Annotated in this window: 25 protein-coding genes; 9 read left to right on the top strand and 16 right to left on the bottom strand. The window is 41.5% G+C overall.

The genetic code is table 11. From position 1 onward, the window contains the following. Positions 1 to 13: 13 nt before the first annotated feature. Positions 14 to 340 (bottom strand): RnfH family protein, encoded by a 327-nt coding sequence (locus P4S60_RS05065; RefSeq protein ID WP_063700122.1) that lies wholly within the window; start codon positions 338 to 340, stop codon positions 14 to 16. Next, positions 337 to 777 (bottom strand): type II toxin-antitoxin system RatA family toxin, encoded by a 441-nt coding sequence (locus P4S60_RS05060; protein ID WP_054551726.1) that lies wholly within the window; start codon positions 775 to 777, stop codon positions 337 to 339. Before P4S60_RS05060 ends, P4S60_RS05065 begins: the two co-directional genes overlap by 4 nt. A gap of 133 nt (positions 778 to 910) precedes the next feature. Between P4S60_RS05060 and smpB the strand changes: the two genes are divergently transcribed. Continuing rightward, positions 911 to 1390, top strand: coding sequence for an SsrA-binding protein SmpB (gene smpB, locus P4S60_RS05055; protein ID WP_063700124.1), 480 nt, complete (start codon positions 911 to 913; stop codon positions 1388 to 1390). Positions 1391 to 1443: 53 nt separating this feature from the next. On the opposite strand, the gene P4S60_RS05050 is transcribed toward smpB, so the two are convergent. Beyond that, complete coding sequence (locus tag P4S60_RS05050) at positions 1444 to 2049, bottom strand: peroxiredoxin C (protein WP_063700129.1); 606 nt, start codon at positions 2047 to 2049, stop codon at positions 1444 to 1446. A gap of 281 nt (positions 2050 to 2330) precedes the next feature. Here P4S60_RS05050 and P4S60_RS05045 point away from each other — a divergent pair, with 281 nt between their 5' ends. Further along, positions 2331 to 3212 (top strand): NAD-dependent epimerase/dehydratase family protein, encoded by an 882-nt coding sequence (locus tag P4S60_RS05045; protein WP_337115233.1) that lies wholly within the window; start codon positions 2331 to 2333, stop codon positions 3210 to 3212. A gap of 55 nt (positions 3213 to 3267) precedes the next feature. Here P4S60_RS05045 and fadR read toward each other — a convergent pair whose 3' ends face one another. Next, positions 3268 to 3981, bottom strand: coding sequence for a fatty acid metabolism transcriptional regulator FadR (gene fadR / locus P4S60_RS05040; RefSeq protein WP_054561887.1), 714 nt, complete (start codon positions 3979 to 3981; stop codon positions 3268 to 3270). Between the two features lie 268 nt (positions 3982 to 4249). Between fadR and nhaB the strand changes: the two genes are divergently transcribed. Continuing rightward, positions 4250 to 5830: a sodium/proton antiporter NhaB gene (nhaB, locus tag P4S60_RS05035; protein WP_063700133.1), complete on the top strand. Its 1581-nt coding sequence runs from the start codon at positions 4250 to 4252 to the stop codon at positions 5828 to 5830. A gap of 75 nt (positions 5831 to 5905) precedes the next feature. Here nhaB and tyrA read toward each other — a convergent pair whose 3' ends face one another. From tyrA to ffh, 6 genes are all read right to left on the bottom strand, one after another. Continuing rightward, positions 5906 to 7039: a bifunctional chorismate mutase/prephenate dehydrogenase gene (gene tyrA / locus P4S60_RS05030; RefSeq protein ID WP_337115231.1), complete on the bottom strand. Its 1134-nt coding sequence runs from the start codon at positions 7037 to 7039 to the stop codon at positions 5906 to 5908. 295 nt (positions 7040 to 7334) lie between these two features. Then, the gene (gene rplS, locus P4S60_RS05025) at positions 7335 to 7694 is read right to left on the bottom strand and encodes a 50S ribosomal protein L19 (protein WP_063700138.1); all 360 of its coding nucleotides are present in this window, start codon (positions 7692 to 7694) and stop codon (positions 7335 to 7337) included. Between the two features lie 33 nt (positions 7695 to 7727). Beyond that, positions 7728 to 8495 carry a tRNA (guanosine(37)-N1)-methyltransferase TrmD gene (trmD, locus tag P4S60_RS05020; RefSeq protein WP_063700141.1) on the bottom strand — a complete coding sequence of 256 codons (768 nt, stop codon included), beginning with the start codon at positions 8493 to 8495 and terminating at the stop codon, positions 7728 to 7730. Beyond that, the gene (rimM, locus tag P4S60_RS05015; protein WP_063700143.1) at positions 8495 to 9028 is read right to left on the bottom strand and encodes a ribosome maturation factor RimM; all 534 of its coding nucleotides are present in this window, start codon (positions 9026 to 9028) and stop codon (positions 8495 to 8497) included. The genes trmD and rimM overlap by 1 nt, the downstream gene beginning before the upstream one ends. A gap of 17 nt (positions 9029 to 9045) precedes the next feature. Beyond that, complete coding sequence (gene rpsP / locus P4S60_RS05010) at positions 9046 to 9294, bottom strand: 30S ribosomal protein S16 (protein ID WP_337115230.1); 249 nt, start codon at positions 9292 to 9294, stop codon at positions 9046 to 9048. A gap of 234 nt (positions 9295 to 9528) precedes the next feature. Continuing rightward, the gene (ffh, locus tag P4S60_RS05005; RefSeq protein WP_337115229.1) at positions 9529 to 10905 is read right to left on the bottom strand and encodes a signal recognition particle protein; all 1377 of its coding nucleotides are present in this window, start codon (positions 10903 to 10905) and stop codon (positions 9529 to 9531) included. A gap of 243 nt (positions 10906 to 11148) precedes the next feature. On the opposite strand from ffh, the gene P4S60_RS05000 reads away from it, so the two are divergent. The 3 genes from P4S60_RS05000 (at position 11149) to P4S60_RS04990 (ending at position 14287) form a co-directional block, all read left to right on the top strand. Then, positions 11149 to 11952: a cytochrome C assembly family protein gene (locus P4S60_RS05000; RefSeq protein WP_063700149.1), complete on the top strand. Its 804-nt coding sequence runs from the start codon at positions 11149 to 11151 to the stop codon at positions 11950 to 11952. Between the two features lie 61 nt (positions 11953 to 12013). After that, positions 12014 to 13282 carry an HlyC/CorC family transporter gene (locus tag P4S60_RS04995; RefSeq protein WP_337115228.1) on the top strand — a complete coding sequence of 423 codons (1269 nt, stop codon included), beginning with the start codon at positions 12014 to 12016 and terminating at the stop codon, positions 13280 to 13282. A 165-nt stretch (positions 13283 to 13447) separates the two neighbouring features. Further along, positions 13448 to 14287 carry a mechanosensitive ion channel family protein gene (locus P4S60_RS04990; protein ID WP_063700152.1) on the top strand — a complete coding sequence of 280 codons (840 nt, stop codon included), beginning with the start codon at positions 13448 to 13450 and terminating at the stop codon, positions 14285 to 14287. A gap of 44 nt (positions 14288 to 14331) precedes the next feature. Here P4S60_RS04990 and P4S60_RS04985 read toward each other — a convergent pair whose 3' ends face one another. Next, positions 14332 to 14940, bottom strand: a complete 609-nt coding sequence (locus tag P4S60_RS04985; protein ID WP_063700155.1) for a transglycosylase SLT domain-containing protein — start codon at positions 14938 to 14940, stop codon at positions 14332 to 14334. Between the two features lie 135 nt (positions 14941 to 15075). Further along, positions 15076 to 16650, bottom strand: coding sequence for a glutamate--cysteine ligase (gshA, locus tag P4S60_RS04980; protein WP_337115227.1), 1575 nt, complete (start codon positions 16648 to 16650; stop codon positions 15076 to 15078). Positions 16651 to 17042: 392 nt separating this feature from the next. Between gshA and P4S60_RS04975 the strand changes: the two genes are divergently transcribed. Beyond that, complete coding sequence (locus tag P4S60_RS04975) at positions 17043 to 18590, top strand: methyl-accepting chemotaxis protein (RefSeq protein WP_337115226.1); 1548 nt, start codon at positions 17043 to 17045, stop codon at positions 18588 to 18590. A gap of 60 nt (positions 18591 to 18650) precedes the next feature. Here P4S60_RS04975 and clpB read toward each other — a convergent pair whose 3' ends face one another. From clpB to rluD, 3 genes are all read right to left on the bottom strand, one after another. Next, positions 18651 to 21227: an ATP-dependent chaperone ClpB gene (clpB, locus tag P4S60_RS04970; RefSeq protein ID WP_337115225.1), complete on the bottom strand. Its 2577-nt coding sequence runs from the start codon at positions 21225 to 21227 to the stop codon at positions 18651 to 18653. 98 nt (positions 21228 to 21325) lie between these two features. Next, positions 21326 to 22048: a peptidoglycan editing factor PgeF gene (gene pgeF / locus P4S60_RS04965; RefSeq protein ID WP_337115224.1), complete on the bottom strand. Its 723-nt coding sequence runs from the start codon at positions 22046 to 22048 to the stop codon at positions 21326 to 21328. Between the two features lie 5 nt (positions 22049 to 22053). Then, positions 22054 to 23031: a 23S rRNA pseudouridine(1911/1915/1917) synthase RluD gene (gene rluD, locus P4S60_RS04960; RefSeq protein WP_239963327.1), complete on the bottom strand. Its 978-nt coding sequence runs from the start codon at positions 23029 to 23031 to the stop codon at positions 22054 to 22056. Between the two features lie 129 nt (positions 23032 to 23160). Between rluD and P4S60_RS04955 the strand changes: the two genes are divergently transcribed. Then, entirely contained in the window at positions 23161 to 23919 is a 759-nt protein-coding gene (locus tag P4S60_RS04955; RefSeq protein WP_054551747.1) for an outer membrane protein assembly factor BamD, read from the top strand. A gap of 58 nt (positions 23920 to 23977) precedes the next feature. Here P4S60_RS04955 and P4S60_RS04950 read toward each other — a convergent pair whose 3' ends face one another. Further along, entirely contained in the window at positions 23978 to 24316 is a 339-nt protein-coding gene (locus tag P4S60_RS04950) for a P-II family nitrogen regulator (protein WP_054551748.1), read from the bottom strand. Positions 24317 to 24454: 138 nt separating this feature from the next. On the opposite strand from P4S60_RS04950, the gene P4S60_RS04945 reads away from it, so the two are divergent. Further along, a complete protein-coding gene (locus P4S60_RS04945) occupies positions 24455 to 25003 on the top strand; it encodes a GspH/FimT family pseudopilin (protein WP_337115223.1) in 549 nt (182 codons plus the stop codon).

Raw genomic sequence — 25003 nt, 5'->3', positions numbered from 1 at the left:
AAGCTACCCTTTTTTATGCCTTATTAAGTGGGCGCCCGCCTGTAATTTTATTAGCTCGGCCTTCTTCTTTTGCTTTTTCTGCTCGGCGTCTACGTGCATCCTTCGGATCCGCAATAAGAGGTCGATAAATCTCAATACGATCCCCTTGCTTCACTTCTTGATTAAGCTTACATGTGCGATTCCAAATACCCAGAGTTAAATCATTTGCATCAATTTCAGGGCACTTCTCGATAATACCAGACTTAATAACCGCCTGCTCAGCGGTAGTACCTACTGGCACTTCTACTAATAAACTGGTTGCTGTTGTTGGTAAAGCAAACACTACTTCTACCGTTATCATGGGCGAACTCCGTATACCGTTTTAGCGCGTTGTGTAAATGCATTAACCATGTTCTTAGCCACTTCGTTAAACACTTTGCCAAACGCAAGCTCAATGAGTTTACTGGCAAATTCAAACTCTAGGTGAAGCTGCACTTTACATGCTTTATCGTCCAGCGGTAAAAAGTGCCATTTACCCTGCAACTTTTTAAAAGGGCCATCAACTAAGCGAAGGGCAACCGTTTGTTCGTCAATAAAAGTATTTTCCGTCGTGAACCACTTTTTTAAACCCGCTTTTGAGATCTCCAAACTGGCCGTCATGCCACTGGCTTGCTGAGTAATGATTTTTGCATCTGAACAATGTGGTAAAAACTCAGGATAAGCATCAACATCATTCACTAAATCAAACATTTCTTTGCTGCTATACATTACCAGCGCACTTTTTTCTATCTGCGGCATATCCACTCCCAACTTTGTCGGCGAATTTTAGCAAGCTTTAGCTATTTCCCCAAATTTTAGTGACGCGAAAATTTCTGCAAAGCCTTAAAAAAGCGATGTAAAAACGCTGCTTTTACGTATAATATGAGCCACTATGGCTAAGAAAAAATCATCTAAATCGACAAGTAATACCATCGCGCTTAACAAAAAAGCGCGTCATGAGTATTTTTTACACGATAAGTTCGAAGCAGGGGTTGAACTACAGGGCTGGGAAGTAAAAAGTATCCGAGCTGGTAAAGTAAACATCTCTGAGACTTATATTCACATTAAAAACGGCGAAGCATTTTTACTTGGCAGTCAAATTCAGCCTCTCAACAGTGCTTCTACTCATGTAATCTGCGATCCACTTCGTTATCGTAAGTTACTTTTAAATAAGCGTGAAATCGATCGTCTTATCGGTGCAACAGAACGCGACGGATTTTCATTAATCGCGACTGCAATGTACTGGAAAAAATGCTGGGTGAAGTTGGAGTTCCACCTTGCTAAAGGTAAAAAGATGCACGACAAACGTGAAGACGGAAAAAATAAAGATTGGGCGCGTGAAAAAGAACGCCTAATGAAGCATAAAGCTTAAAACAAAAAACCCGCCAATTGGCGGGTTTTTTAATTCTTTAACTTAGGCCTAAATTATAGGTCGCCTTCGTTTTCAGAAAGGAATTTAGCAACACCTGCAGGGCTTGCGTCCATACCTTTTTTACCTTCAGTCCAACCAGCTGGACATACTTCACCGTGCTCGCTGTGGAACGCTAGTGCGTCAACCATGCGAAGCATTTCGTCGATGTTACGGCCTAGAGGAAGGTCGTTAACTACTTGGTGACGTACGTTACCTTCTTCGTCGATTAGGAAAGAACCACGGAAAGCAACACCAGCTTCTGGGTGCTCAACGTCGTATGCTTGACAGATTTCGTGTTTAACGTCTGCAACTAGTGCATATTTAACTTGGCCAATACCACCGTCAGCAACGGCAGTGTTACGCCATGCGTTGTGTGAGAATTGTGAATCGATAGAAACACCGATTACTTCAACGCCACGCTTTTGGAACTCTTCAAAACGTTTGTCAAAAGCGATTAGCTCAGAAGGACATACGAAAGTGAAGTCTAACGGGTAAAAGAAGATAACTGCTTTTTTACCTTTGATAGTTTCTTTTAGGTTGAAGTTTTCAACGATTTCACCGTTACCAAGAACAGCTGCTGCAGTAAAGTCTGGTGCCTGACGGCCAACTAATACACCCATTTTTATCTCCAAATATTTGAGTTTATTTCCAATTGCCTATGCAATACTCACTTAGATATGGTTACTAAATAGCAAAAACCAAGAGTAAGCATTGATAATTTGCAAGATAGTTTAATGAGGTTACAGACAAATGAACAATCGAAAAAAGCGATATGCTCAATCGGAAAAATTGATTCGTAACCATATTGAGCGATTCCCAAAATAGAACAGTAGCCAATAGCTGCAAAATCAGCGGCTAAGATCTGATAAAATATGCATGACGCGAATAACTAGGTAGAAAAATGAAAATCCTGATCACAGGTTCAGCAGGTCGTGTTGGACGTGCAATCTATATTAAGTTAATGACAAATTATGATGTGGTTGGTTTAGATAAAACCCCCTGCTCCACTGCTGATTATGTGGGGGATATACGTGATCATGATTTAATTAAACAAGCGCTAGATGGCGTAGATGTGATAATACACACAGCTGCTTTACATGCCCCACATGTTGGCTTGCACTCTGATGATAATTTTTACACTATAAATGTGGACGCGACCGAACAACTTGCACTGTTAGGAATAGAAGCTGGTGTAAAACAGTTTATTTTTACCAGCACCACAGCGCTTTATGGTTCAGCATCCACACCATTAGATAAAACAGGCTGGATAACCGAACAGGTTATACCAAAGCCAAAATCTATTTATCATAAAACTAAAATTGCCGCAGAAGCCAAACTTGAGGCGATTTCAATAAAGCACACATTGCCTATCACGGTTTTACAAATGTCTCGCTGCTTTCCTGAAGCTGCTGATATTATGGCGCTATTTCGCAATAGTAGAGGTATAGACGCGCGTGATGTTGCTCATGCACATTTATGTGCGATTGAGAAAAAACTCAATGGTTTTAATCGCTTCATCATTTCCGGTGTTACGCCCTATTCAAAAGAAGATTGCCAGCAATTATATAGGCAAGCAGATAAACTCATTGCAGAACGGATCCCTACTTTAGCAGATGCTTTCAAGCAGCGAGGCTGGCCATTACCAACTTGTTTGGACCGAGTATACGATTCAACTAAAGCGCAGCAGCAACTAGGCTGGTACCCCAAACATGATTTTAACAGTGTTTTAGCGATGCTTGATGATGAAAGCGCTGAAGTACTTCCGGTGCTTAAAAATAACTAAAACAAAAAACCCAGCTTTCGCTGGGTTCTTAAAATGATAGATCAATATTAGATACTTAGTCCATGATATCTTCAGGCATGTCACCACGGATCTGCTGCCAGATTTCACCTGTTTGATGACCGTATTTACGCATCATAGAAATCGCACCGTCATGTTCACGACGCTCTGCCAATTCGGTTAAATCTTTATAAAACTGACGTGCTAATTCACGTGTACGTGAATCAGAGAAGTAATGACAGCCAATTTTTGAATAGAAGCCTTTAAAGCCATTTAAGATAAGCACGTAAATGCGGTTATTACCTGCGACAGCCAGTTCGTGATGAACTTTATAATCGTAATCAGCAAATGCTTGAGCACTGTCTTCAAGCTCTTCACTTTGCGATAAAATTTCAATAACGCGCTCTGGCGCTAGCTTGATTGCTGCACGAGTGTAAATCGCGCTGATATTCGTACGTGCCGAAAGTAATTGATCAGTTAGCTCTGGCATTTTGTCTTCATCTAGACGTGCTAGCGTTTCTAGAATGTTAAGACCTGAAGTTTCCCAGAAGTTATTTACCCGAGTTGGTTTACCATGTTGGATTGTTAACCAACCGTCACGGGCTAGACGCTGAAGTACTTCACGTAACGTTGTACGTGTTACACCAATCAGTTCTGACAATTCACGTTCAGCAGGAAGAATTGAGCCAGGCGGAAAGTCACCATTCCAAATAGATTCAACAATGTATTCTTCAGCAAAACCTGCTGGGCTTTTCGCTTTAAAAATTCTCATTCAATTTCCACTTGAGTTAGCAACTACTTTTACCGCCTTTGGCGATCAACCCACTGATTGTACCAGATGATCAGCAACTAACAAGTAAACTAACTCTGGTGTGCATAAAAATCTAGAAGATCTAGGTAAATAAATGACCTTTTGGCTTAAAAGCGCACCAAACCACAATACTTTAGATATACTAAAATATTAAACAGTATCTATTTACAGCTAGAAACATCTGCATTAATTTAGCATTAATAATAAAGCTCAACCTTGGGGTACATCAATGCAACAAAGCATTTTGACAGCAATATTTAAGAATTTTTTGGGTACAGCGCCACAATGGTATAAATACACCATTGTGGCTTTTTTACTGATTAACCCTATTTTATTTCAACTTAATCCCTATGTTGCTGGCTGGGTGCTAGTTTTAGAGTTTATATTCACATTAGCAATGGCACTGAAATGCTACCCTCTCCAACCAGGAGGCTTGTTAGCAATAGAGGCGTTGTTTATTGGGATGACGACCGCCGGCCAAGTTGAACATGAAATAGTTCAAAATATCGATGTAATACTGCTACTTATCTTTATGGTTGCAGGCATTTACTTTATGAAAGATTTACTCTTGTATATCTTTACAAAGCTTGTTGTCTCGGTGCGTAGTAAAACCGTGTTATCGCTGTCGTTCACCATTTCAGCCGCATTTTTATCTGCTTTCTTAGATGCGTTAACTGTAATGGCTGTGGTCATTGCGGTCGCAATGGGTTTTTACAGCATTTATCATAAGGTGGCATCTGGTAAAGACTCAAACAGTGAGCATGATATTAATGATGACAACCAAGTGCGCCCTGTAAACCGTCAAGAACTTGAAGAGTTCCGTGCTTTTCTACGTAATTTATTAATGCATGCATCAATCGGTACAGCTTTAGGTGGTGTATGTACTATGGTGGGTGAGCCACAAAATTTAATCATTGCTGAGCGAGCTGGCTGGTTATTCGGCGAATTTTTCTTCCGTATGCTGCCAATCACATTGCCTGTGATGATTGCCGGTATTGCTACAACCTTTTTACTCGAAAAGACTAAAGCATTTGGTTATGGTGCAAAACTACCTGCACCAATTCACACGATTTTAGCTGATCACGCTAAAAAGCTTGAGAAAAAACGCACTACACGCGATAAAGTGAACTTAGCTATTCAAGCTTTTATTGCTGTTTGGTTGATCATTGGTCTGGCCCTTCACTTGGCAACAGTTGGTTTAATTGGTTTATCTGTAATTATTTTTGCAACAGCCAGTGCAGGTATCATTGAAGAGCATCAGCTTGGTAAAGCATTTGAAGAAGCCTTGCCATTCACAGCCTTACTGTGCGTATTCTTCTCGATTGTTGCGGTGATTATCGACCAACATTTATTCACGCCTGTAATATCTTGGGTTCTGACCTTTGAGGGTCAGCTACAACTGGTGATGTTCTTTATAGCCAACGGTATTCTGTCGATGGTCAGCGATAACGTTTTCGTCGGCACAGTGTATATCAATGAAGTGGCTGCTGCATTACAGGCAGGTCAAATTACCCGTGATCAGTTTGATTTGTTAGCTGTAGCAATCAATACCGGTACCAACCTGCCAAGTGTTGCCACCCCAAATGGACAAGCTGCGTTCTTATTCTTGCTTACATCAACGTTAGCCCCTGTGTTAAGGCTATCTTATGGCCGCATGGTTTACATGGCGCTACCTTATACCATCGTGTTGACGATAGTAGGTCTAAGCATGACCTTATTCAGCCTATCTGATATGACTGACTTACTGTATCAATGGGGCTTAATTAACCACCACACAGGTGCGTTACCCGGCTCAGTAAGTGGACACTAGATTGGTGAGACTTAAGAGAATTTGAAATTATAAAAAGCCCGCTTAGTTGCGGGCTTTTTTATCGATTAGCACTATTTAATCGAGTACCTTTGCGTCATTTGCTTTGTTGAGTAAGCTGCGGCTTTGCGTTAAGAAATGTGCTGTCGCATCTGAGAAGTATTCTTTCGCATCAGCAAAGGCTGCAATCAATGATGCTTTATCCCCTGCTTTAAGCTTTTCGAGCGTTTCAGCAAAGGTTTCTTGGTAATTAGCCAACAGTGACTCTACATCATCGAATTGTGCCAGCATAATGTCAGAGTAAAGCTCAGGTGACTGGGCAAATAAGCGCCCTACCATCATTAACTCGAGCTGATATATAGGTGATGAACAGCTACGAAGCTCTGCGAGTGTATGACTTTGCTTTGCAAGAAACTGCCCGTATACAAAAGTCGTTAAGTGGCGCATTACCTGAATGATCTGCATTGCTTCATCATGTTTTTTAGCATCCATTTCAACAACTTGACAGCCCCACACCTGTAATTGTGCCAATAAACCTTGCGCTACTTCATGATTGCGTCCCTCACAGACAACGACCGTTTGCTTAACCCAATGCGAAATATCTGGACCAAACATGGGGTGTAATCCCACAACAGGACCGTTATGAGCTGCCATAAGTGCTTTTAAAGGCTTTTGTTTAACCGAGGTAATATCAACTAACAAACAATCATCATCAAGCGTCGGTAATGCTGCAACAACTTGCTCAAGCGCATTAATTGGCACACTAACAAGAACCAATTTAGCCCCTTTTAATATCGCTTCACTTTGTGCTTGTTGTGCTTTATCTAAAATACGAACTTCATAACCAGAACGTGTAAACTGCTGAGCAAACAACTGGCCCATTGCCCCTTCACCACCAACAATCACTATCGGCGATAGCTGAGGTGCAGCACAAGCAAGGCTACCTTGCTGATTTTGATATGCTTCACGCATCATACGGCGAAGTATATCTTCCACTAACTCAGGATTAACCCCTTGAGCGACGGCTTCTTGTCGACGAGCTGCAAGTAAATCTGCCTCACGATCAGGCGCATGTAATGGTGCGCCAATTTGTTGTTTAATTGCCCCAATTTTTTCTGTTATACCATTACGTTTAGCCAGTAATGCCACCAATTGCGCATCACATTCATCTATTCCAGCTCTTAAATCAGCTAGCTCATTCACTGTTACCACGTTATTACACCTCAACCCCTAAAACGTAAATTTATATATACAAAAAAGTAAAGCTTTCAATACGAATTATAGTAACAGGATAAAGACTGAAGTACAAAGGGGTAGCAAGATACAACACTAATGTACCGGCTGCTAATCAATAACAAAATGATTTATATAGAATGCTGCAAAAGACGAAGTGTTTACAGAGATGCTATAGAGAAGGGAGTGATGAGAAATTTTCGCTTTAAAAACCAAAACGGGTTGCAACCAGAAGCTGCAACCCGTTTTATTTTGCGTAGTAAAAACGCGCGTATTAGTTAAGTTTCTCTTTAATACGTGCAGATTTACCAGAACGCTCACGTAGATAGTAAAGTTTCGCACGGCGAACAGCACCGCGACGTTTAACTGAGATACTATCGATAAGAGGGCTGTGCGTTTGGAATACACGCTCAACACCTTCACCGCTCGAAATTTTACGAACTGTGAATGCTGAGTGAAGACCACGATTACGCTTAGCGATTACAACACCTTCAAAGGCCTGTAGACGCTCTTTCTCGCCTTCTTTAACACGTACCTGTACAACTACTGTATCACCAGCGCCGAATGCTGGTACGTCTGATTTAAGCTGCTCTTCTTCAAGCGCTTTAATAATGTTTTGGTTTACTTTTGCCATTATATTTCTCACTTTCCTAGGTGTAACTGTCTTCTAGCCACAAGCTTGTTGGTACTCTTGCTTGAATTCTGCAAGTAGTGCCGCTTGCTCCTCAGTCAGAGCTAGGTTATGCAACAAGTCAGGACGACGAAGCCAAGTTCGACCAAGTGATTGCTTTAAGCGCCACTTAGCGATTTCTTGGTGGTTTCCACTGAGTAATACAGCAGGCACCTGTTTATCATCCAATGTCTCTGGCCGTGTATAGTGTGGACAATCAAGCAATCCATCCGAAAATGAATCTTGCTCTGCTGACTGATTGTGACCTAACACACCTGGAACTAATCGTGCTACTGCATCAATTAGCGTCATAGCGGGTAATTCACCACCACTCAGAATAAAATCTCCAATTGACCATTCTTCGTCAACGTATGATTCTATGATTCTCTCATCTATACCTTCATAGCGACCGGCAATTAGAATCAACTTTTCTGATTGTGCAAGCTCAGTTGCACCTTGCTGATCTAATTTGCGCCCTTGCGGGGACATATAAATTACTTTAGCGCCATCACCTGCCGCCTTTTTAGCGTCAAGGATAGCTTGTTTCAATGGTTCTACCATCATTAACATACCAGGACCGCCCCCGTAAGGACGATCGTCCACAGTTCTATGCTTATCAGTCGCATAGTCACGTGGATTCCAGCAATTAAAGTCGATTAGACCATTTTTAACTGCGCGACCAGTAACACCTTGGGTGGTAATCGCATCAAACATGTCCGGGAAAAGGCTAATAACCCCAACCCATAGTGAACTCGTTTGTGACATTAAAACCCTGGGTCCCAGTCTACGGTAATTTCTCTCGCATCATGCTTAACTTCTTTGATAACAGAATCTGTTAAGAAAGGAATTAAACGTTCTGCTTGGCCAAATGCATCTTTTTTGTTTGCTTTCACAACCAAAACGTCATTTGACCCTGTCTCCATTAGGTCATCAACAATACCTAAGTCATAACCTTTATCGGTTACAACAGACATGCCGATGAGATCTCGCCAATAGAATTCACCTTGCGGTAATTCTGGTAGCTGCGCTGCATCTACTGAGATTTCTACATTGGTCAAAGCCATTGCTTCGTCTCGGTCGTTTACTTGCGCAACTTTAGCGATAAAGCCTTTGTTGTGGCGACGCCAGTCGACCACTTCTAAGGTCTGCCATTTACCTTGTTGCCCTATCAACCATGGGCTGAAATCGAAGATCCCTTCGGGATCATCAGTAAATGAATGCACCTTAAGCCAGCCCTTTATACCATATGGGGCACCGAGCTTTCCTACTGTAATAATAGAGGTGTTCTCTTGACTCATGGTTACACTTACGCCTATTAAGCCGCTTTACGAGCGTCTTTAACTAACTTAGCTACGCGATCTGTAAGAGATGCGCCTTGACCTACCCAGTGATCAACACGAGATAAATCTAAACGTACTTTTTCTTCCTGACCTGCAGCGATAGGGTTAAAGAAACCTAATTTCTCGATGAAGCGACCGTCACGCGAGAAACGGCTATCCGCAACCACAATTTGATAGAAAGGGCGTTTTTTAGCGCCACCACGTTGCAAACGAATAGTTACCATACCGTCCTCTACATAGATTGACTGTTTTCATTAATAAGATTTACTTCCCAATATGGGAAGCCGGGGAATTGTACGAGTTTTTTGTAATATTGCAAGTAAGAACTGCGGCAAAATGTAAGTTAAGTTGATTAAACACTGATCTGAGCGTTAGATATTACATCAGCGTAACAATTATGCATAATTTATCCATTGAAAAAGGAGCGATTTGCTCCTTTTTAATGAAAGTATGGATGCTTAGAACTTAGGACCGCCGCCTAACATTCCCGGCGGAAGCATTCCTTTCATGCCGCGCATCATTTTCATCATGCCGCCTTTACCTTTCATCTTCTTCATCATCTTCTGCATTTGCGTAAACTGTTTAAGCAGTTTATTGATTTCTTGCACCTGAGTACCAGAACCTGCAGCAATACGTTTTTTACGAGAACCTTTGATGATTTCAGGACGTGCACGCTCTTTAGGTGTCATAGAGCTAATGATTGCTTCCATTTGTACAAAGGTCTTATCGCTCATCTGGCCTTTAACAGCATCAGGCAGGTTTTGCATGCCCGGTAACTTATCAAGCATCGACATCATACCGCCCATATTTTTCATCTGACGAAGTTGCTCAGCAAAATCTTCTAATGTAAAACCATCACCTTTAAATACTTTCTCTGCAACTTTAGCCGCTTTCTCTTTATCGACTTTCATTTCGACTTCTTCGATTAATGAAAGTACGTCACCCATGCCTAGGATCCGCGAAGCGATACGGTCTGGATGGAATGGTTCAAGTGCATCAGTGCGCTCACCCACACCCATAAATTTAATTGGCTTACCAGTAATGTGACGAATTGATAATGCAGCACCACCACGGGCGTCACCATCAGTCTTGGTTAAGATCACACCACTTAGCGGCAGCGCTTCGTCAAATGCTTTTGCAGTGTTTGCAGCATCTTGACCTGTCATCGCATCAACGACGAATAAAGTTTCGATTGGATTAATTGCACTATGTAGTGCTTTAATTTCATCCATCATGTCGCTATCAACGTGTAAGCGACCTGCGGTATCGACTAGCACTACATCAATAAATTTCTTCTTCGCATGTGAAATAGCATTCGTCGCAATATCAACCGGCTTTTGTGAAATGTCACTTGGGAAGAACTCAACACCCACTTCATCAGCAAGTGTTTCAAGCTGCTTGATTGCTGCCGGACGATAAACGTCGGCACTCACAACTAATACAGATTTCTTTTTACGCTCTTTTAAGAATTTAGCTAGTTTACCAACACTGGTGGTTTTACCCGCACCTTGTAAACCCGCCATCATCACGACCGCTGGCGGCTGTGCATTAAGGCTCAGTTCTTCGTTAGCTTCACCCATGGCTTTTTCAAGTTCTTCACGAACAATCTTAATAAAGACTTGGCCTGGGCTTAAGCTTTTTGTTACTTCAACACCTACGGCGCGTTCTTTAACTTGCTTAACGAATTCACGAACAACAGGTAATGCTACGTCCGCTTCCAAAAATGCCATGCGGACTTCGCGTAATGTATCTTTTATATTGTCTTCAGTTAGGCGTCCGCGGCCACTGATATTTTTTAAGGTTTTACCTAAGCGTTCTTGGAGATTCTCAAACATGTAAAGGTTCCGATAAAACGTGTTGCACCTGCAATGTACATAAATCAAACAAGTTTGGCGACAATACAGGCAATATTAAAATTTAATTCCTAGCAGTATACCGTAAATGGTGGTCGACAATACAGTGTTCAAGTGTGCAGTTTGAGTTTCTTTTTACAAACTCTATGCTTTTTCCTTGCTATAAAATACAATGGCATCAAAGAGACAAGGATTTATCGATATAAATTAAGTGGCCAAAACACGATGATTATTAGTTTAACTATTATTGCTAGTTTGTTTTATGTGTTAGCAACGTCGCATGTGCTTTCACGTCTTTTCCACAAACAAGGTCCAAGCCAAAAACTCACGGTGATACTCAGCACTGTGGCTATCCTTGCTCATATGTTATTGCTGGTTAATTCTGTATTTCGTGCTGACGGACAAGATTTGAGTATCGTCAACGTTGCACTATTAACCTGTTGGGTCATTGTGGTATCCGTGACGGCAGTATCCCTTAAATTCCCTGCTACATTATTATTGCCCGTAGTTTATGGCTTTGCAGCCATACTAACTTTAGCCAGTTTATTTATACCGCATCATGTGATTTTACATTCAATCGATGTCGAACTTGGCTTAGTCACTCACATTTCGTTATCGCTGTTGGCCTATTGTGTGCTGATCATATCAACACTCTACGCTGTGCAGTTCTACTTTATTGATAAGCGTTTAAAACGCAAAGACTTGGCAATTGTACACAGCCACTTACCTCCATTAATGGTGGTTGAGCGTCAGCTTTATCAATTACTCACACTCGGCACTATCTTGCTCACTTTTGCACTTCTTTCTGGATTTATCTTTTTAGAAGGTATGTTTGCGAGTGAATTTATTCATAAGACTGTTTTATCGTTAATTGCATGGCTGATTTTCACGGTTGTTACTGTGGGACATTTGCGTCAAGGCTGGCGTGGTAAGCCTGTGGTGTTTTCGATCATGATAGCCGCTTTTATCTTATCACTTGCTTATTTTGGCAGCCGTTTCATCCAAGAAGTGATTCTAAATAAGTTTTAACTTGACTCAGCAAGCTGTCTCTAGCTTAATATGCACTGATTTATAAAAAAAGGATCCATCGTTGGACGACATATCGACTAGTTCCCTGTTTATTATACTGGGATTATTGATACTTATTTCTGCTTATTTTTCTGGTTCTGAAACTGGAATTATGTCAATTAACCGTATTCGCTTGCGCCATCTTGCTAAAGAAGATCATCGTGCCGCGAAACGTGTCAGCAAACTTTTAAGTCGCCCTGACAGACTCATTGGTCTGATCTTGATTGGTAACAACTTAGTTAATATCGCTGCAGCACAGGTTGCGACGATTATTGGTATTCGCCTATATGGTGATCTCGGTATTGCCATTGCAACCGGCGCACTTACCTTAGTGGTTTTAATCTTTGCCGAAGTAACGCCAAAGACACTGGCAGCGCTTTATCCAGAAAAGGTCGCTTTCCCAAGCTCAATTGTATTAAAAGGCCTTTTGAAAATTCTTTTCCCATTTGTGCTTGTCGTAAACTGGATGACCAACGGCATGTTACGCTTGTTTGGTATCACAACAGCACAAATTGAAGAGCACAGCTTAAGTAAAGAAGAATTAAAAACCGTGGTAAATGAATCAGGTGCACTATTACCTGCTCGCCACCAAAGCATGCTGACTTCAATTTTAGATTTAGAACAAGTCACCGTTGAAGATATCATGATCCCGCGTAACGAAATTGTTGCTATTGATATCAATGATGATTGGAAACTTATTAGCCGTCAGCTTACACATGCACAGCATACTCGCGTACTATTGTATCGAGACCAAATAGATGATGCTGTTGGCTTTATTCACTCACGTGATGCACTGCGCCTATTAACGAAAGAGCAGTTCGATAAACCATCACTGTTACGTGCTGTTCGTGAAATTTACTTTATTCCTGAAGGCACATCATTAAACACGCAATTACTTAAGTTCCAGCAATCGAAAGAACGAATTGGCTTAGTGGTTGATGAATATGGTGATATTCAAGGTCTGGTAACGCTTGAAGATATTCTTGAAGAAGTAGTGGGCGATTTCACAACAACGCAAACGCGTACACCGAGTGAAGAAGTAACAGAGCAAGATGATGGCTCAGTACTTGTTGATGGCGGTGCTAATATTCGTGATTTAAATAAAGAAATGGGTTGGGAGCTACCGATTGATGGTCCGAAAACGCTAAGTGGTTTAATTGTTGAATACTTAGAGGACATCCCAGACTCAAACCTAAGTTTGCGTATTGCCGGCTACCCTATTGAAGTTATCGAGGTAAAAGAAAATATGGTGAAGTTAGTTAAAGTTATTCCAAGTAAACGTACTGAATAGTTTTCAACTTAACCTAAACAAAAGGAGTAGCTAGCTACTCCTTTTTTGTTACTTATAGCTGAATTACCTCTGAAGATTCACATTTTATTAGCTATCCCGCACAACCAAACACGAATTCCTCTACTATTATTTTCTTTTGCATATATTGATATAAAAGGGAAAATAATGGACGAAATATCAATCGAAAAAATCTATAACCAAGCTATCGAATTGCTCATGCTTTACGGGCCAAAGTTTATCCTCGCAATCCTAGTTTTAATTATAGGTTGGTGGTTAATTGGTAGAATTGCCAATATGGCCGAAAAATCAATGAATAAGGTCAAGTTCGAAGTTGGCCTTACGCACTTTTTAGTCTCCTTTATCTCAGTCATTCTAAAAGTACTATTACTGATATCTGTCGCGTCGATGATTGGTATAGAAACAACCTCATTTATAGCTATGCTGGGTGCAGCAGGCCTAGCAGTGGGCATGGCATTACAAGGCAGCTTAGCTAACTTTGCAGGTGGCGTGCTTATATTGTTCTTTAAGCCTTTTAAAGTCGGCGATGTTATCGAAGCACAAGGCTACATGGGTAAAGTGGTTGAGATTCAAATTTTTGTCACTGTTTTACTCACCTACGACAACGAAAAAATTATTATCCCAAATGGCACGCTATCAAATGGCTGCGTTAAAAATAAGTTTGCAGAGCCCACTCACCGCGTTGCTATCGAATTTGGTATCAGTTACGGCGATGATGTGCATAAAGCCCGTGACGTGCTAATGAGCGTGCTTGATGATTATGATTTGGTATTAAAAGACATTGAAGATAAAAAACCAACAGTCCATGTTAGTCAACATGGTGAAAGCCATATTGGTATGTTGGTATGGGCGTGGGTTGAGTCAGATAACTACTGGCCGGTGTATTTTGGCTTGTACGAACGCGTTAAAATTGCCTTTGACGCCGCTGATATCACGATTCCATTCCCGCAAAGGGATGTTCATATTCACCAGTTCCCTGGTAAATAGCTAGTAAAAAGCCCGCTAATTGAAGCGGGCTTTCTACTTAGGCATTAACTAAACAAACGCTGGAACCAGTTTTTATCTAAATCGGCTTCACACTTTTTAAGTTGTGCACCATAACGACTAGCTCGATGCTTTACTTTATTTGCCACATTCATCAGCCATTTTTTGCTTTTATAGGTACCCCGTTTATAGCCGCCCCACCCTTCATGGTAGTTTAGGTACTGAGCGTAGGCATCCCATTTAGATACCCCATTTACTTTATGTGTTTTGTAAACAAACCACGCCATAAAGTCGATAGCATCGTCAAAATCGTCCCTATCCGCACCACTGTTACCTGTTTCACGGATGTAATCTGACCACGTTGGTGTTTTTGCTTGTGAATAACCATAGGCAGAGCTTGCACGACCGATTGGGATAACCCATAAGAAATATTCCATTGGCGGCGCTGCATCATGACGAAATGAGCTTTCTTGATACATCATGCTCATAAGCACATGTTTAGGTGAGCCCCACTTTTCTTGTGCATCACGTGCATCGTAATACCAATCAGGCTTTTCTTCAAAAATCTTACATATATCATGAGGTTGCTCTGGCGGAGCGGTTGCACAACCAGCCAGTGATGCGGCCAGCGATAAAATAATTATACTTTTTTTCATTTTTTTATGGATCTCGCTGAACTTTTTCTTATCAGGTCAGTCTGAACTTATGAATGCAGCAGTATAGCATTGTTTCATCCCTGAAGAATCTTTGACGCAGCCTCCTTAGGCTGCGTTTTTTTATGCCTCACCTTACTAAGCTTTAGCAAAATAGTCATCTAAAAATGCAGTAAAAGACACACTGTCAGCCGCTTTCACTTCACGTTCTTTAAGTACAGAGTCAGATGCCTGTTTGGTTAAAAAAGCATGATCATAAAATTGATATTCAGCATCAAGATGATTTTGTTTATATTGCTCTGCAAGTGCTAACGCGAAATGCCCATTATCTTGATTTTTGCTTGCCAGTGCTCCGACATATCTGCCAGAGAAGGTTTTAGTAGGGCTGTTCACCCAGGTTGCAAGCTCAGCAATGGTTTCGCTGTAATAATTCACGCCGTATGCACTATCCATGTAACGCGCAACGGCTGTTAAATCATTAAAAATTGCCCCAGCCCAGTCCGTCAAACGAACCATACTGCCTTGTTTGTTGAGGGTTAGCTCTGGGTCTCGACCTTCATTAACAACGGCATCAAGGTTAGTTGTGCTTAACTTTTGTTCTTGCCAATCCATTTCTGGAGAGTCGTTCAATAAGCAATATGTTAAGAATACATCTAAGAAGCGAATTTGCTGTAAATCGATACCGGTTTCACTGAATGGGTTTACATCAAGCGCACGAACTTCAATGTACTCTATACCGCCACGCAGTAATGCATCTGTCGGGGTTTCGCCCGATGCAGCATTTCGTTTAGGACGAATTGGAGAATAAAATTCGTTTTCGATTTGCAGAATATTTTTGTTTAACTGTTTTGGCTCTGCGCTCGTGTAATCGTCAATATGGCTGTAGATATCAGATGAGGTATGAATCGCTTCTTTTAAACCTGCTACGTATTCTTCTAATGAATTATACATAACACGTAAAGACGATTGTGCGCTGTTGGTATAGCCTAAATTACCAAGACGAAGTGCAGTCCCTACTTCTAAATAAAGCGTACCTTTACCTAGCTTTTTAAAAGGTAAGTCAGTTTCACGGCCTTGCAAGAAAGAGTTACACAATGCTGGCGATGCACCAAACAAAAAGCTGATCAACCAAAGTTCGCGCTTAAAATTGCGGATAAGGCCCAAATAGCCACTTGAAATAGAATCAGCGAGTGTTCCTTCACTCCCATTTAAGCTATACAGGCTTTGCCATAAGCTCTCAGGAAATGAAATATTAAAATGCACACCGGCAATCGCTTGCATCATGCTGCCATAGCGATTTTTCAAACCTTCACGGTAAAGTGTTTTCATGCGGCCGATATTTGAATCACCAAATTGCGCCAATACAATATCATCTTGATGTTCAATAAAGCATGGCATACTGATAGGCCATAGCAGCTCATCGCCCATATGAGAAAGCGTGAACTTTTGCAGGTCTTTAAGCTGAGCGAGGGTTTGCTCTGCTGAGGTACTAACTGGTGTAATAAATTCTAAAAGCGATTCAGAAAAATCGGTGGTGACGTGATCATTTGTTAAAGCACTACCCACGCCTTGTGGATGGCCTTGTTGTGAAATAACACCACTTGGTTTGATCCTTAAAGCTTCTCGCTCGATACCACGTTTAATCCCATTAATTGCGTTAGGAAATTGTGCCGTTAACGCTTCTAGCGTTTTATTTAAATCATGTTTTATCAAAAATGCTTCCTCGAGCCGCGTGGCTGTAATCCTAAGTGTATGGGGGCAAAAAATAATTACTCAAGAGCGAAAAATCAGTTTCATTCAGTACCTATACACTTGAAGCTCAATCTTGCCATTGTGGATGCTATTATACAATTGCTTTGGTGGCACTTCATTGATGCTAAAATCATGAAAAATACAATTTAGGCTTATTTCTTGAGGATATTAGACCTTTTAACTAATATAAAAGACTGAGGCTAAACATAATAATTCAGGCAAGATATTGTTTTAGATCAAAGGGAAGATGAAATTATTAAAAGTTTCACCGTTAACCATATGTTCCCCCTTCCCTTACATTTTTCTGAGACTATAATCCGCACACCATAAAAAAGTATATTTCGAGGACTCATATGCGTCGTGGGCAAGAAATCATCAATCAAGAAGTGACATACTCCGAAAAACAGGAGTTGGTCTCTACCACAGATTTACGCGGTGTAATCACATACGTAAATAAGGAATTTTGTACTATTGCAGGTTATACCGAAGAAGAGCTACTCGGAAAAAATCATAATATTGTACGCCATCCAGATATGCCTAAAGCGGCATTTAAAGAGATGTGGGATAAATTAAAGCAGGGTCACTCATGGCGTGGCATGGTAAAAAACCTCTGTAAAGATGGTCGCTACTATTGGGTCGATGCGTTCGTTACGCCTATTTATGAACATGGCCAATTAGTTGGCTATCAATCAGTGCGTACCAAGCCATCTGAGCAATTAAAAACCCGTGCGATGGCACTGTACACTAAAATTAATGATGGAAAATCTATCTCATCATTTCGTGAGAATATCTCGCTCAGACAAATATTGTCTGCGATTTTATTGGTTGCTGGCGTGGTTGGATTAGCGCTGACTACCTCGTGGATGGTTACCTTAGCTAGCTGTGCCCTTGTCGTCCTGCTTTTTGCTTTAAATTATGACGAACTCGTTGTTACACCAAGCCATTTAAAGCAGCAACGTGCTGAATTTGATTCTGTCTCACGTTACGTCTATTGCGGTTCACACCCTTTCAGTATTGCTGCCTACAATCAGCAAATGCTGTTTGCTAAGCTCAGAACTGTATTAGGTCGTGTGAAAGACTCTACGTACTCGTTTAAAGATATCGCCACTAACTTAGACAAACAATCGTCATTGACCGAACAAGGTATTGCGGCACAAGGACAACGCTTGAGTGACATTGCTACAGCAATGACACAAATGAGTGCAACTATTGGTGAGATTTCGGCCAATACACATCACACTGCTGATAAGGTTAAAACGACTTACCAAAGCTGTAACGATATCAAACTGCATATTGAAGATAATAGCAGCATGGTGACTGATCTAGCTAACCAGGTAGAGCAAGCAGCCACTACCGCGAACTCTCTTGCTAGTGAAGCTGACAAAATAGGTCAAGTAATGAGTGAGATTGAAGGCATTGCTGAACAAACAAACTTATTAGCACTGAATGCCGCCATTGAAGCAGCACGTGCAGGTGAGCATGGCCGTGGTTTTGCGGTTGTAGCAGATGAAGTACGCGCACTTTCTTCACGTACTCAAAATGCGACAGCACAAATTCACAGCTCAATTAAAGAGATTCAAGATACATTATTTAGCTGGTCTAAAGTGATGCAATCAACAAAAGAGCAAGCAGACTCGTGTGTTGATACCACCGCCCATACACAAACTGAGCTTGCGAGCATTTTTGCACAGATCAATGAAATATCAGGTCTTGCCACTGAGATCTCAACAGCCGCTGAAGAACAACAAGTTGTCAGCGCCGATATTCGTGAAAATGTTGAAAGTATCAGAGGTCATAGCGAAGAAAACTTAAAGCATAGTTACAACGTAGCGAAAGATGCAGCGGGACTTGTTGAAGGCTCACGCAAAGTAAACGATATGCTATTAACCTTTAAAGTTTAAAGCTGATTAATACAAAAAAGCCGCATCATTTTCGATGCGGCTTTTTGTTTTTAATGCTAATTATCGACTAGAGAAAACGAGACCATTCTCGTCAGCATCAATATGGATGATAGCACCCGGTTGATAATCCCCACCTAGTAAGCGCTGTGCTAATGGGTTTTCAATGGTATGTTGAATAGCACGTTTTAAAGGCCTTGCCCCATAGACTGGATCAAAACCACTTTCAGCGATGCGATTTAGCGCTGCATCCGTTACTTCAAGAATGTAGCCTTTTTCTGTTAATCGCTCACGTAACTTACTTAACTGAATATCAGCAATTTCTTTAATGTGCTCGTTAGCAAGCGGATGGAATACCACGGTTTCGTCGATGCGGTTAATAAACTCAGGGCGGAACTGGCTCACCAATACACCCATCACTTTTTCTTTTAACCCAGCATAATCATTTGAACCCGCTTGTTCTTGGATAATATCTGAACCCAAGTTAGAGGTCATAATGATCACCGTATTTTTAAAATCAACGGTACGGCCCTGACCATCCGTTAAGCGGCCATCATCAAGAACTTGCAGTAAGATGTTAAATACATCAGGGTGCGCTTTTTCGACCTCATCCAATAAAATAACTGAATACGGACGACGGCGAACCGCTTCTGTTAAATAGCCACCCTCTTCATAGCCAACATAACCCGGAGGTGCACCCACTAAACGTGCCACCGAGTGTTTCTCCATAAACTCCGACATATCAATGCGCACCATGGCATCTTCAGTGTCAAACATGAAGCTGGCCAGTGCTTTGGTCAGCTCAGTTTTACCTACCCCTGTCGGGCCTAAGAATAAGAATGAACCGATTGGGCGATTTGGATCAGCAAGCCCTGCTCGAGAGCGACGAATTGCATTCGCAACAGCTACAACGGCTTCATCTTGACCAATCACTTTATGGTGTAATTGATCTTCCATTTGCAGTAGCTTCTCACGTTCACCTTGCAGCATTTTCGATACAGGAATACCTGTCCAACGCGATAAAATCTCTGCGATTTCGTCTTCACCAACTTGGTTTTTAAGCAAGCTCATTTCTTGCATTTCTGCTTGTGAAGCAAGGTCGAGTTTGCGCTCAAGTTCAGGGATACGACCATATTGCAGTTCAGACATGCGCTGTAAATCGCTGGCACGGCGCGCCACGTCTAAATCTAAGCGTGCCTGCTCAAGCTCAGCTTTAATAACTTGCGTGCCTTGTAATGAGGCCTTCTCGGCATTCCACACTTCGTCTAACTCGCGGTATTGGGCTTCAAGTTCAGTGATCAGCTCTTGCATTTCGGTGCGGCGCTTTTGACTCGCTTCGTCTTTTTCTTTCGCCAACGCGTTATCTTCCAGTTTTAACTGAATAATACGACGCTCTAGCTTATCTAATGACTCTGGTTTTGAGTCAATTTGCAAACGAATCGAAGAACCCGCTTCGTCAATTAAATCAATTGCCTTATCTGGTAATTGACGGTCGCTGATGTAACGATGCGACAGCTGCGCCGCAGCAACAATGGCCGGATCGGTAATATCAACTGAGTGATGTAGCTCATAACGCTCTTTTAAACCACGTAAAATCGCAATGGTGTCTTCAACCGATGGTTCATCAACAAACACCTTTTGGAAACGACGCTCAAGTGCAGCATCTTTTTCGATGTATTGACGATACTCATCAAGGGTTGTAGCACCGACGCAGTGTAACTCACCACGGGCAAGTGCAGGCTTTAACATATTGCCCGCATCCATTGCGCCGTCTGTTTTTCCTGCGCCTACCATAGTATGAATTTCATCTATAAAGAGGATGACTTGGCCTTCTTCTTTGGCAAGTTCATTCAATACTGATTTTAAACGCTCTTCAAATTCGCCACGGTATTTAGCGCCAGCAACCAACGCACCTAAATCAAGCGATAATACTCGCTTGCTTTTTAAGCCTTCAGGTACTTCACCATTGATAATGCGTTGTGCAAGGCCCTCGGCAATCGCTGTTTTACCTACACCCGGCTCACCAATTAACACCGGATTATTTTTAGTTCGGCGTTGTAAAACTTGGATAGTACGACGAATTTCGTCATCACGGCCAATTACAGGGTCAAGCTTACCTTGCTCTGCACGCTCTGTTAAATCGATAGTGAATTTTTTTAATGCCTGACGAGTTTCTTCTGCATTTGGGTCGTCAACCTTCTGGCCACCACGAATCGCCTCAATAGCCGCTTCAATTTTGCTAGAAGTAATATTCAGCGCTTTAAAAATATCGCCTAATGGACCTTTATCGTCACACGCTGCAAGGACAAATAACTCACTCGAAATGAATTTATCTTTTCGCTTTTGAGCATATTTATCGCATAAGTTAATTAATGAAATCAGGTTATTTGACAGCTGAACATCGCCACCAATGCCTTCAACTTTAAACAGTTTTTCGATTTCTTGGGATAACTTGGTATTTAACTCATCAGCACTCACACCTGCTTGTGCAAGTAGCGCACGCACGCTTGAACCATTTTGCTGAAGCAATGAATACATTAAATGCACAGGCTCAATAAATTGATGATCGCGCCCAAGTGCTAATGACTGCGCATCTGAAAGCGCAGATTGAAATTTACTTGTAAATCTATCTAAACGCATAAGGGTTTACCTATTAAAAAATCTAATTGCTTAATTAATGGGTATGCTTAGTGATTTGTTCAAGTAAAAGAAGAAAATTTAATCGCAAAAAAGGCGTATTAATTGCGCCAGATCAAGCTCGCCATACGACCTGTTTGCCCGTCGCGGCGATAAGAGAAAAACTGTGATTTATCAGAGACAGTACAGTGATCTCCACCATAAATATTGAACACGCCTAATTGTGCCAATTGCTGGCGTGCTAGTAAGTAGATATCAGCCATGTATTTTTCATGTTTAGCTATAAAGGCTTGTTGATGCAGCGGGTTTTGCGAACAAAAACAGTCTTTTACTTCTTGCCCGACTTCAAATTGCGAAGGACCAATAGCAGGGCCTAACCAAGCAATAATATCGCTCGCTGGCGCTTGAAAATGCGAAACGGTGTTTGCCACTATACCTTGTGCTAAACCACGCCAGCCACCATGTACAGCGGCGACTTCATCGCCTGAACTCGAACAAAGTAGTACCGGCAAACAGTCTGCAGTCATTATAGCAAGCGGCTGCTTTACTAAACGGGTGTAGAGCGCATCAGCAGAGCGCACTTGTCTTAAATCAGACTCTTCATCAATCACGACTACATCGCTGCTATGTGTTTGGTTTAACCACACAGCAGGGTTTGGCATTTGATTTGTAAGTAACGCGCGATTTGCAAGCACGGCTTGCTCATCATCACCAACATGTAAACCCACATTAAAACTATCAAAGGGTGCAACTGATACACCGCCCTCTCGGGTCGTACTCAGTGCACTAACAGTGTTTGGGGCAGTCCATGCTGGTGTGATCATAACGCTTAAAACTCAATATTTGGGTTTGCTTTTGTATCAGCGCGTAATGCTTCTGTCATAGCTGCCATATCATCTGGAATTGGCGCTTGCCAGGTCATTAACTCACCAGTGATTGGGTGCGCAATTGATAACTTAACAGCATGTAATGCTTGGCGTTTAAAGTCGCGTAGCATTTGAAACAGCTCTGGTGTCGCGCCTTTTGGCGGACGCGGACGACCACCATAGAGTTGATCGCCAACTAATGGATGGTTTAAATAAGCCATGTGTACACGAATTTGGTGAGTACGACCTGTTTCTAAGCGTAAACGTAAACGAGTATGTGCACGGAACTTTTCTGCAACACGATAATGCGTAACTGCTGGTTTGCCCATTTCGTGCACGGCCATGTGAGTACGTTTTGTTGCATGGCGACCAATTGGTTTTTCAACCATGCCACCTGCTGTCATTGTGCCATTACAAATTGCTTCGTATTCACGGGTGAAGTTTTCACGCTTTTGTAATGCAGATACTAGATGTGTTTGTGCCGGAATTGTTTTCGCCACCACCATTAAACCTGTGGTGTCTTTATCTAGACGATGCACAATACCTGCACGAGGCACATTAATGATGTCAGGGTAATGATGTAGCAAAGCATTTAATACCGTGCCATCTGGGTTACCCGCCCCTGGATGTACTACTAATCCCATAGGTTTATTGATCACCAAAATATCATCGTCTTCATAAACGATGTTTAATTTGATATTTTGTGCCTCGTATTCACGAGGGGCTTCGATGGTTGTTTCAACACTCACCGTTTCGCCACCGAGTAATTTTTCGCGCGGTGTGTTTAATATTTCGCCGTTTACTGTGATTTTATCATCCAAAATCCACGTTTTTATGCGTGAACGAGAATAATCAGGGAACAATTGCGCTAATACTTGGTCTAGACGTTTACCGCCAAGGTCAATTGGAACCTCGGCTTGGAGAGAAATTTGCTCTGACATTAGTAACTTTACCCAATTTACCAGTGCAAGCTGTGCTCGACTGGGTTAGAATCGCTTTAATATAATACGTATAGTTTACTCGGTTTTCCTCACTTGGCCTAGCCGAAGACATCGAAGGTAAGAAATAAAATGATAAATAAAATAGGGAAACGTGCGTTCGCCATAGTTTTTTCAGTATCTGTACTTGGCTTAGGTGCCTGTTCATCAGCACCGGATCAAGAAGATATCCAACGCGTTCCTAATAAATCTGCGCAAGCTTTATATGAAGATGCAAAACAAACATTAGATTCTGGCTTATATGCCCGTGCAATTGAGCTATTAAGCGCTATTGATTCTCGCTACCCTTTTGGTCCTTTATCAAAACAAGTACAAATGGACTTAGTGTATGCGCATTATCAAGCAGGTAATACTGAGCAAGCACTTGCAACAATCGACCGTTTCATTCGCTTAAACCCAAACCATAAAGATTTAGACTACATGTACTACATGCGTGGCTTGGTGAACATTAAAGCGGATGAAAACGCTTTCCAAGAATATTTTGGTGTAGACCGTGCCGACAGAGACGCAAATCGTACTCGTGTCGCATTTACAGACTTATCAACGCTATTAAAACGTTTTCCCAACAGTGCTTATGCGCCAGAAGCGAAAAAACGTTTAGTATGGTTACTGAACAAAATGGCTCGCTATGAGTTAAAAGTTGCTGAATACTACTATGAGCGTGAGGCATACCTTGCTGCAGCAAACCGTGGTAAATACGTGGTTGAGCACTACTCACAAAGCAGCTACCTTGATCAAGCACTCGAGATAATGGAAAAAAGCTACAACAAGCTTGGTTTGCCTGAACTAAGTGAACACGCTAAAGCAACACGTGAAGCTAATAAGCGTTAAAATAGACTAAAAGCAAAAAGGCGCCAGAGGCGCCTTTTTTAATGTTTGCGGATTAGTATTAAATCGCGTCTTCATCTTCTTCAGCGGTACGAATACGTACGACACGCTCAACGTCAGTGACAAAGATTTTACCGTCACCAATTTTACCTGTTTGCGATGTTTTAACGATAACATCAATAGCACGGTCAACATCTTCATCGCTTAACACGATATCTAATTTTACCTTAGGTAAAAAGTCCACCATGTACTCAGCACCACGATAAAGCTCGGTGTGCCCTTTTTGACGGCCAAAGCCTTTTACTTCGCTTACCGTCATACCTGTGATACCGACATCTGACAATGCTTCTCGCACATCATCAAGCTTAAATGGTTTAATAATTGCTTCGATTTTTTTCATTTTCGGGTTACTTATTATTTCTCGATTGCCTCGATTTTAGACAATCCCATTGCTGATGGCAAACAAAGCTATGAATTACGGTGATTAAACCAGCAATCATGATATTATTAAATAAAGTGATTCAAAATAGAGACAACAATGAAATCATTACAACGGGGTTTTACATTATTGGAGCTGATGGTCACGCTTGCCATTGTTGGTATAGTTGCCGTTATCGCTCTTTGGGATAGCTCTGACATGCTTGAAAATGATCGAGCTGAGAGCTACTTATTAGAATTAAAACGTACTTTAAGTTTTGCAAGGGCAAAGGCGACGAGTAGTGACGAATTAGTTATAGTGTGCGCAGGTGATACAAAAGCAATTGAACAAAATAAATATGTATTTTGTTCAAGGGACTGGAGTCAAGGAAGTGTTTTTGTGTTTGTAGATAAGAGCCCAAATGGTACTTTTAATCCTGGCAGAGGAGATATCATTTTGCGCGTAATGGCAGAGATACCTGAAAACAGCTCACTTCGTTTTTCTGAATCTAGAGTTATAAGATTTGAAACTAGCGGTATGATTAGGACTGACCCAGGCACATTTGTTTATTGCCCTTCAAAGAGTAGCAATGATAACAATAAAGCCTTATCTATTTCAAAATCTGGCACCGCAATGTATGAAGGAACAACAACAAAAACATGTAATTAG

Origin of the sequence: Pseudoalteromonas sp. Hal040 (genome assembly GCF_037162425.1) — a bacterium.
In the GTDB taxonomy this organism is placed as follows: Bacteria; Pseudomonadota; Gammaproteobacteria; order Enterobacterales; family Alteromonadaceae; genus Pseudoalteromonas; species Pseudoalteromonas gelatinilytica.
The sequence above is the reverse complement of the archived record's forward strand: the minus strand, read 5'-3'. Positions and strand labels throughout refer to the sequence as shown.